This window comes from Microbacterium sp. gxy059 (assembly GCF_050958665.1).
Taxonomy (GTDB): Bacteria; Actinomycetota; Actinomycetes; order Actinomycetales; family Microbacteriaceae; genus Microbacterium.
In genome coordinates, this window is the sequence record NZ_JAMXWT010000039.1 from 1 (window position 1) to 6,117 (window position 6,117).

6 protein-coding genes are annotated in these 6,117 nt (G+C 72.2%); 3 read left to right on the forward strand and 3 right to left on the reverse strand.

What is annotated here, in order from left to right; genetic code table 11:
• Positions 1-93: 93 nt before the first annotated feature.
• Together NHL53_RS14400 and NHL53_RS14405 are read right to left on the reverse strand one after the other, a co-directional pair.
• Positions 94-633 (reverse strand): acetoacetate decarboxylase family protein, encoded by a 540-nt coding sequence (locus tag NHL53_RS14400; protein WP_433777588.1) that lies wholly within the window; start codon positions 631-633, stop codon positions 94-96.
• A gap of 224 nt (positions 634-857) precedes the next feature.
• Positions 858-1,622 carry an acetoacetate decarboxylase family protein gene (locus NHL53_RS14405; RefSeq protein WP_433777589.1) on the reverse strand — a complete coding sequence of 255 codons (765 nt, stop codon included), beginning with the start codon at positions 1,620-1,622 and terminating at the stop codon, positions 858-860.
• A 191-nt stretch (positions 1,623-1,813) separates the two neighbouring features.
• Here NHL53_RS14405 and putP point away from each other — a divergent pair, with 191 nt between their 5' ends.
• From putP to NHL53_RS14420, 3 genes are all read left to right on the forward strand, one after another.
• A complete protein-coding gene (gene putP / locus NHL53_RS14410) occupies positions 1,814-3,313 on the forward strand; it encodes a sodium/proline symporter PutP (RefSeq protein ID WP_433777590.1) in 1,500 nt (499 codons plus the stop codon).
• A 94-nt stretch (positions 3,314-3,407) separates the two neighbouring features.
• Positions 3,408-4,118 carry a GntR family transcriptional regulator gene (locus tag NHL53_RS14415; RefSeq protein ID WP_433777591.1) on the forward strand — a complete coding sequence of 237 codons (711 nt, stop codon included), beginning with the start codon at positions 3,408-3,410 and terminating at the stop codon, positions 4,116-4,118.
• A 28-nt stretch (positions 4,119-4,146) separates the two neighbouring features.
• The gene (locus NHL53_RS14420) at positions 4,147-5,559 is read left to right on the forward strand and encodes an amidase (RefSeq protein WP_433777592.1); all 1,413 of its coding nucleotides are present in this window, start codon (positions 4,147-4,149) and stop codon (positions 5,557-5,559) included.
• On the opposite strand, the gene epsC is transcribed toward NHL53_RS14420, so the two are convergent.
• On the reverse strand, positions 5,550-6,089 hold the full coding sequence (epsC, locus tag NHL53_RS14425) for a serine O-acetyltransferase EpsC (RefSeq protein WP_433777593.1): 540 nt from the start codon (positions 6,087-6,089) through the stop codon (positions 5,550-5,552). The genes NHL53_RS14420 and epsC overlap by 10 nt on opposite strands.
• Between the last annotated feature and the right edge of the window lie 28 nt (positions 6,090-6,117).

Genomic DNA, 6,117 nt, shown 5'->3' on the forward strand with positions numbered 1-6,117 from the left:
TGCTGCGCCGCGACCTGCGCTGACCCCGGATGCGCGGGTGGGGGGGGGGGGGGGGCCCCGCCCCCCCCCCCCCCCCCCCCCCCCCCCCCTGCCTCAGAGGAGGCTCCTCACCACCCGCGGGACGCCGTTCTCCGCCGTCGAGCGATAGTCGCCCACACGCAGCTCGGCCCCCAGCACCTCGACGACCTTCAGGGGCTCCCCTCCGAGCACCCCGTTCGCGATGTCGACCCGTCCGATCGACACCTCTGCCCGCCCGAGGATCGTCTGCTTCCGGATCTCGTCCGCGGAGGGATCCCGCGTGATGACGTCGAGCACGTCGAATCCGCTCCCCGCGGCCTGCGGGACCGCGCGCACCTGGTACTGCGGGTAGATCCGCAGATGCTCCCATGCCGAGGCGTCGACGGAGTCGTCGAACGAGACCTCGACGCGGAACACCTCGGTGTCGTAGTCGTGCACCCGGGTGACGAGGCCCGTCTCCGACTCGTCCCACTCGACGCGCGCGTACGCCTTCGGGTAGCCCCACGCCTCGCGCCCATGGCGACCGAGGCGTGCTGGTCCTCGTACTCGAAGAAGTAGGTGCCGCCCGCCGCGCCGTCGAACGAGATCGGCAGGACGACGCTCGCGTCGGCCCATCCGGGCCCCGACGAGAAGTCGCCGACGCCCAGGACGAACACGTCGTCCTGCAGCTCGAAGGGCGTGCGCGCGGCGAGGCGCTCGAGCTGCTCCCGATCGCTGCGGCAGAACACCCACAGCTGCCGCAGGTCGTCGACCGCGTAGGTGGTGTTCCCCGGCAGGCTGCCGGTGTAGGCGAAGAAGTCGTCGATGTCGTAGCTCATGTGTCTCTTCCGTTCTGCCCGTCAGCGGCTCGTCGCGAGCGATCCCAGCAGAACGGGGGTGCCGTTCTCGCGGGTGGAGGCGAAGTCGGTGCGCAGGTACTCGCCGCCGAGCACCTCGCGCACCTCGAGGGGGCGCCCCCCGAGGACGTTCGAGCCGATGTCGACCGGGCCGAGCTCCACGGAGCCTCGTCCGAGGCGCCGCTCGGTCAGCTGGAAGTCCTTCGAGGTGTGGCGCATGAGCACCTCGAGGATCTCGAAGGAGTCGCCGGCGGCCTGCGGCACTCCGCGCACCTGCAGGTGCGGGGAGAAGGGGATGCCGGTCCAGGCCTCGTCGGAGACCGCGTCGTCGAACTCGACCGAGATGCTGAGGATCGGGGTGTCGTAGTCGCGCACGCTGGCGCGGGCGCCCTTCTCGTCCTTCTCGAAGTCGAACTTGGCGTAGCGCTGGGGGTAGCCCCACAGCTCGCGTCCGGCCGCGGTGCTCCAGTGCTGGTCCTCGAACTCGAAGCGGTAGTGGCCTCCGTGCGTGCCCTCGTAGGAGACGGGCAGGATGATGCCCGCGTCGAAGTAGGGGCCGGTCGAGACGTGCGAGAAGTCGGCGACCGTGACGACGAAGACGTCGCCCTCGAGCGTCAGGGGCGTCGGCGCGATGAGCTCTTCGAGCTGGGCGCGGTCGCCTCGGCAGGAGACGTTGATGGTCCCGAGATCCGGGCAGCGGTACTCGTCGCCGCCGGTCTGGTAGCCGAGGTAGCTGAAGAACGATCGGTGGTCGTGGGGCTTCGACATCAATGCGCTCCTTGGGGCCGTCGCCCGCAGGCGCGGGCGCGTGTGGCATTGACGTGACACTGAAAATTTCAGTGAGATGAAGCACGACATTTCGAACGATCTTCAGCACAGAGTGACGCGCAGGCTCCGCCCGGGGCCGCTCTGGCGGCTTCGTCCGCCCGCTCGTCCGCTGTGAAGGGAAACAGACGACGATGTCCGACCAACTGCTCATCTACCTCGCGCTCGGGGTGTACCTCGTCGCGATGATCGCCATCGGCTACTACGGCTACCGGAAGACGAAGGGCCACGAGGACGACATGCTCGGCGGGCGCAGCCTGCCCCCGTTCGTCGCCGCCATGAGCGCCGGGGTCTCCGACGCCTCGGGCTGGCTCATGATGGGGCTGCCGGGCGCGATCTACGCGGCGGGCCTCGTCGAGGGGTGGATCGCCGTCGGCCTCACGATCGGCTCGTACCTCAACTGGAAGCTCGTCGCCCCGAGGCTGCGCGCCTACACCGAGGTCGCGAAGAACTCGATCACGATCCCGAGCTTCTTCGAGAACCGGCTGCGCGACGGGAGCCGCCTGCTCCGCATCGCGTCCGGGATCATCATCCTCGTGTTCTTCACGCTCTACGTCTCGAGCGGCATGGTCGCCGGCGGCGTCTTCTTCGAGAGCTCGTTCGACTCCGACTACCTCACCGGGATGCTGCTGATCGGCGGCGTCACCCTGCTCTACACGCTCTTCGGCGGGTTCCTCGGCGCCTCGTTCACCGACGTCGTGCAGGGGCTCATGATGTTCTTCGCGCTCATCATCGTGCCCGTCATCGCGGTCGTCGCCGTCGGCGGGATCGGCGAGACGACGGCGATCGTCGAGGAGGTCGGGCCGACGCACCTGTCGGTCGTCGGCGGCGCGTTCACCGCCGCCACCGCGGTGGCGATCATCTCGGGCCTCTCGTGGGGCCTGGGATACTTCGGGCAGCCCCACATCATCGTGCGCTTCATGGCGCTGCGCAGCGCGCGCGAAGCCAAGAGCGCGCGCCGCGTCGCCGTGTCGTGGACCGCCATCTCGATGGGCGGCGCGATCATCGCGGGCCTCGCCGGACTCGCCTACATGACCGGCCACGGCATCGACCTCGCGGATCCGGAGACGGTCATGCTGGTGCTGTCCCGCACCCTGCTGCACCCCTTCGTCGCGGGGCTCATCCTCGCCTCCGTGCTCGCGGCGATCATGAGCACGATCTCGTCGCAGCTCATCGTCTGCTCCTCGGCGCTCATCGAGGACCTCTACAAGGTGGTGCGCCGCACGCCCCCGCCCGAGAAGCAGCTCGTGATGCTCGGACGGGCGAGCGTGCTCGTCATCGGGATCATCGCGATGCTCCTGGCGATCAGCCCGAACGGCTCGATCCTCGGCCTCGTGAGCTTCGCGTGGGCCGGCTTCGGGGCCGCGTTCGGGCCGATCATCCTGCTGAGCCTCTTCTGGCGCCGCCTGACGCGCTGGGGAGCACTCGCGTCGATGCTCGTGGGCACCGTGGCGGTGTTCGCGTGGAAGCCGATCGACCAGGCGCTCGGTCTCGGGCTGTACGAGATGGTCCCCGCCGTCGCGCTGAGCATGCTCGTCGCCGTCGTGGTGAGCATCGCGACCTACCGCCGCGACGAGGAGATCGAGCGCGAGTTCACCGAGACCGGATCGATCGTCCTCGTGCCCAGGGGCTGAGGTCGCAGGGGCGCGGGGAGGGATCTCCTCCTCGCTAGGATGAGACGGATGCGGGCGCCAGAGGCGCCCGCATCCGAACGGAGAGGGAGCGGACGTGGCTTTCGTGGCGGCAGGAGCGGCTCAGGACAGTCTCGGCGCCCGCGCCTATCGCGAGATCTGGCAGCGGATCGTCCACCTCGACTATCCGCCCCTCGCGGTGCTCGACGAGAAGGCCCTCAGCGCCGACCTCGGCGTCGGGCTCTCGCCGATCCGCCAGGCGCTGCGCCGGCTGGAGTACGACGGGCTCGTCATGATCCTGCCCCGCCGCGGCACCCTCACCACCGAGGTCGGCCTGCACGCCGCGCAGTGGGAGCTCGAGATCCGCTCCGAGATCGAGGCGCTCGCCGCCCGGCTGGCGGCGCGGCGCGGGAGCGCCGATCAGCACGCGCGGCTCCTCGCCCACGTCGACGAGATGGAGCGCATGGCCGACCTGCCGAGCGACCTCGAGACGGTCATGCGCTTCACCGATCTCGACAGCGAGCTGCATCGCATGATCTACCGGCAGACCGGCAACCCCAGCCTCGTCGCCGACCTCGAGCGCCACTTCGCCCACGCGCTGCGCATCTGGTTCTACTGCCACCGCTCCCGTCCCGAGCCCGACGTGGGCTTCACCCTCGAGAGCTACGGCGTCGAGGCCTACCGGGAGATCGCCGAGGCGATCGCGGCGCGCGAGGGCGACCGCGCCGCCGACCTCATGCGCCGCCACGTCATCCGGGACACGGAGGACGCGCTCTCGCTGCTGCGCTCCGCGTCGCCCGGATCCTGACCTCGCGCGGACGCGGGAGGATGGGGGCGTGCAGATCCACGAGATGAGCCTCATCGACCTCGCCGCCGAGCTGCGTTCCGGCGGACTCGCGCCGCGGGAGGCGGTCGACCACTTCCTCGACCGCATCGCCCGCCACGACGCCGGCCTCGGGGCCTTCGCGGAGGTCACCGCCGACCGCGCGCGGCGTGCCGCGGACGCGCTCGCCGCTCCCGCGGAGGACGCGCCGCCCCTGTGGGGCGTCCCCCTCGCGGACAAGGACCTCACCGCCAGGGCGGGCGTGCCGACGCGCTACGGATCCCGCGCGTTCGCCCATCACGTGCCGGATCGCTCCGACCCGCTCGCCGTCGCGGTCGACGAGGCGGGCGCGGTGAGCCTCGGCAAGACGAGCACGCCCGAGTTCGGCCTCACGGGCTTCACCGAGCCGTTCGCCGGCCCGATCGCGCGCAGCCCCTGGGATCCGTCGACGGGCGCGGGCGGCTCGAGCGGGGGAGCGGCGGCGGCCGTCGCCGCGGGGCTGCTCCCCGCGGCGCCCGCCTCCGACGGCGGCGGATCCATCCGGATCCCGGCCGCGACCGTCGGCGTCGTGGGCCTCAAGCCCTCGCGCGGCAGGATCCCGTTCCAGGCCCCCGCAGGGCTCGGCGTCTCCGGCCCGATCGCCCGCGGCGTCGCCGACGCGGCGCTGCTGCTCGACGCCCTCATCGGCACGGCTCCCCGGTCGTTCGCCACGGGCGCGCCCGGCGGGGGCCCCTTCCTCGACGCGGCGCGGCGCGAGCCCGGGCGCCTGCGGATCGGGGCCACGACAGCCACCGTGTGGGACGGCTGGACGGACACGACGCTCGATCCGGGCGCGCGGGAGGCCTACGACCGGGCGATCGCGATGCTCGAGGGCGCGGGGCACGTCGTCGAGGACGCGCCGTGGCGGCCAGAGGGCTACCCCGAGATGTTCGTCACGCTGTGGCGGGCGTCCGCCGCGCGCATCCCCCTGACCGAGGAGCAGCTCGATCGCGACGCGGAGCCCCTCACCGCGTGGCTCGTCCGGGAGGGCAGGGCGCTCTCCGCCGCCGACGTCCTCGGCGCCCAGGACGCCGCCCTGGCTTTCGAGCGCGCCACGATCGAGGCGTTCGCGCCCTTCGACGCCGTCCTGACCCCGGCGCTCGCGCTCGCGCCGCGCCCCATCGGATGGCACGCGGCGGACGACCCCGAACGCTGCTTCGAGCAGCAGTGCCGGTACGCCCCGCACACGAGCTTCGTCAACGTCTCCGGGCTGCCGGCGATCTCCCTGCCGCTCGACGCGGAGCGGGGGAGGCGTCCGTGGAGCGTCCAGCTCGTCGGGCGACCGGGAGGAGAGGCGACGATCCTCGCGCTCGCGGCCCAGCTGGAGGCCGAGCGCGGAGCGCTCGCGCGGCCGGAGCTCGCGACGGGCGCGACCCGTCAGATCTGATACTCGGGGGCGCTGAGCAGCCCCCGCAGATCCTCCGACCGGTCGCGGCGGCGCACGCGCGCGGGGATCCCGACGAGCACGCTGTCGGCGGGGGCGTCGCGGGTGACGACGGCGTTCGCGCCGATCGCCGAGCGCGCGCCGACCTCGACGGGGCCGAGCACCTTGGCCCCGGCTCCGACGACGACGCCGTCGCGGAGCGTGGGGTGGCGCTTGCCCGCGTCGAGGGAGGTGCCGCCGAGCGTCACGCCGTGATAGAGCATGACGTCGTCGCCGATCTCGGCGGTCTCGCCGATGACCACACCCGCGCCGTGATCGATGAAGAACCGGCGCCCGATGCGCGCTCCGGGATGGATCTCGATCCCCGTGAGCCAGCGCGTCAGCTGCGAGCCCGCGCGTGCGGGGAAGCGGACGCCGCGCCGCCACAGCGCGTGCCACACGCGATGCGCCCAGATCGCGTGCAGGCCGGGGTAGAGGAGGGCGATCTCCACGGCGCCGCGCGCCGCCGGATCACGGATCGCCGCGTCGCGCAAGGCCGTCGCCGCCCGCCGGGCGCGTGCG

Coding starts and splice junctions, on each gene's coding strand:
- NHL53_RS14400 (WP_433777588.1), bottom strand. CDS start 633: ATGGGCCGACGCGAGCGTCGTCCTGCCGATCTCGTTCGACGGCGCGGC.
- NHL53_RS14405 (WP_433777589.1), bottom strand. CDS start 1,622: ATGTCGAAGCCCCACGACCACCGATCGTTCTTCAGCTACCTCGGCTAC.
- putP (WP_433777590.1), top strand. CDS start 1,814: ATGTCCGACCAACTGCTCATCTACCTCGCGCTCGGGGTGTACCTCGTC.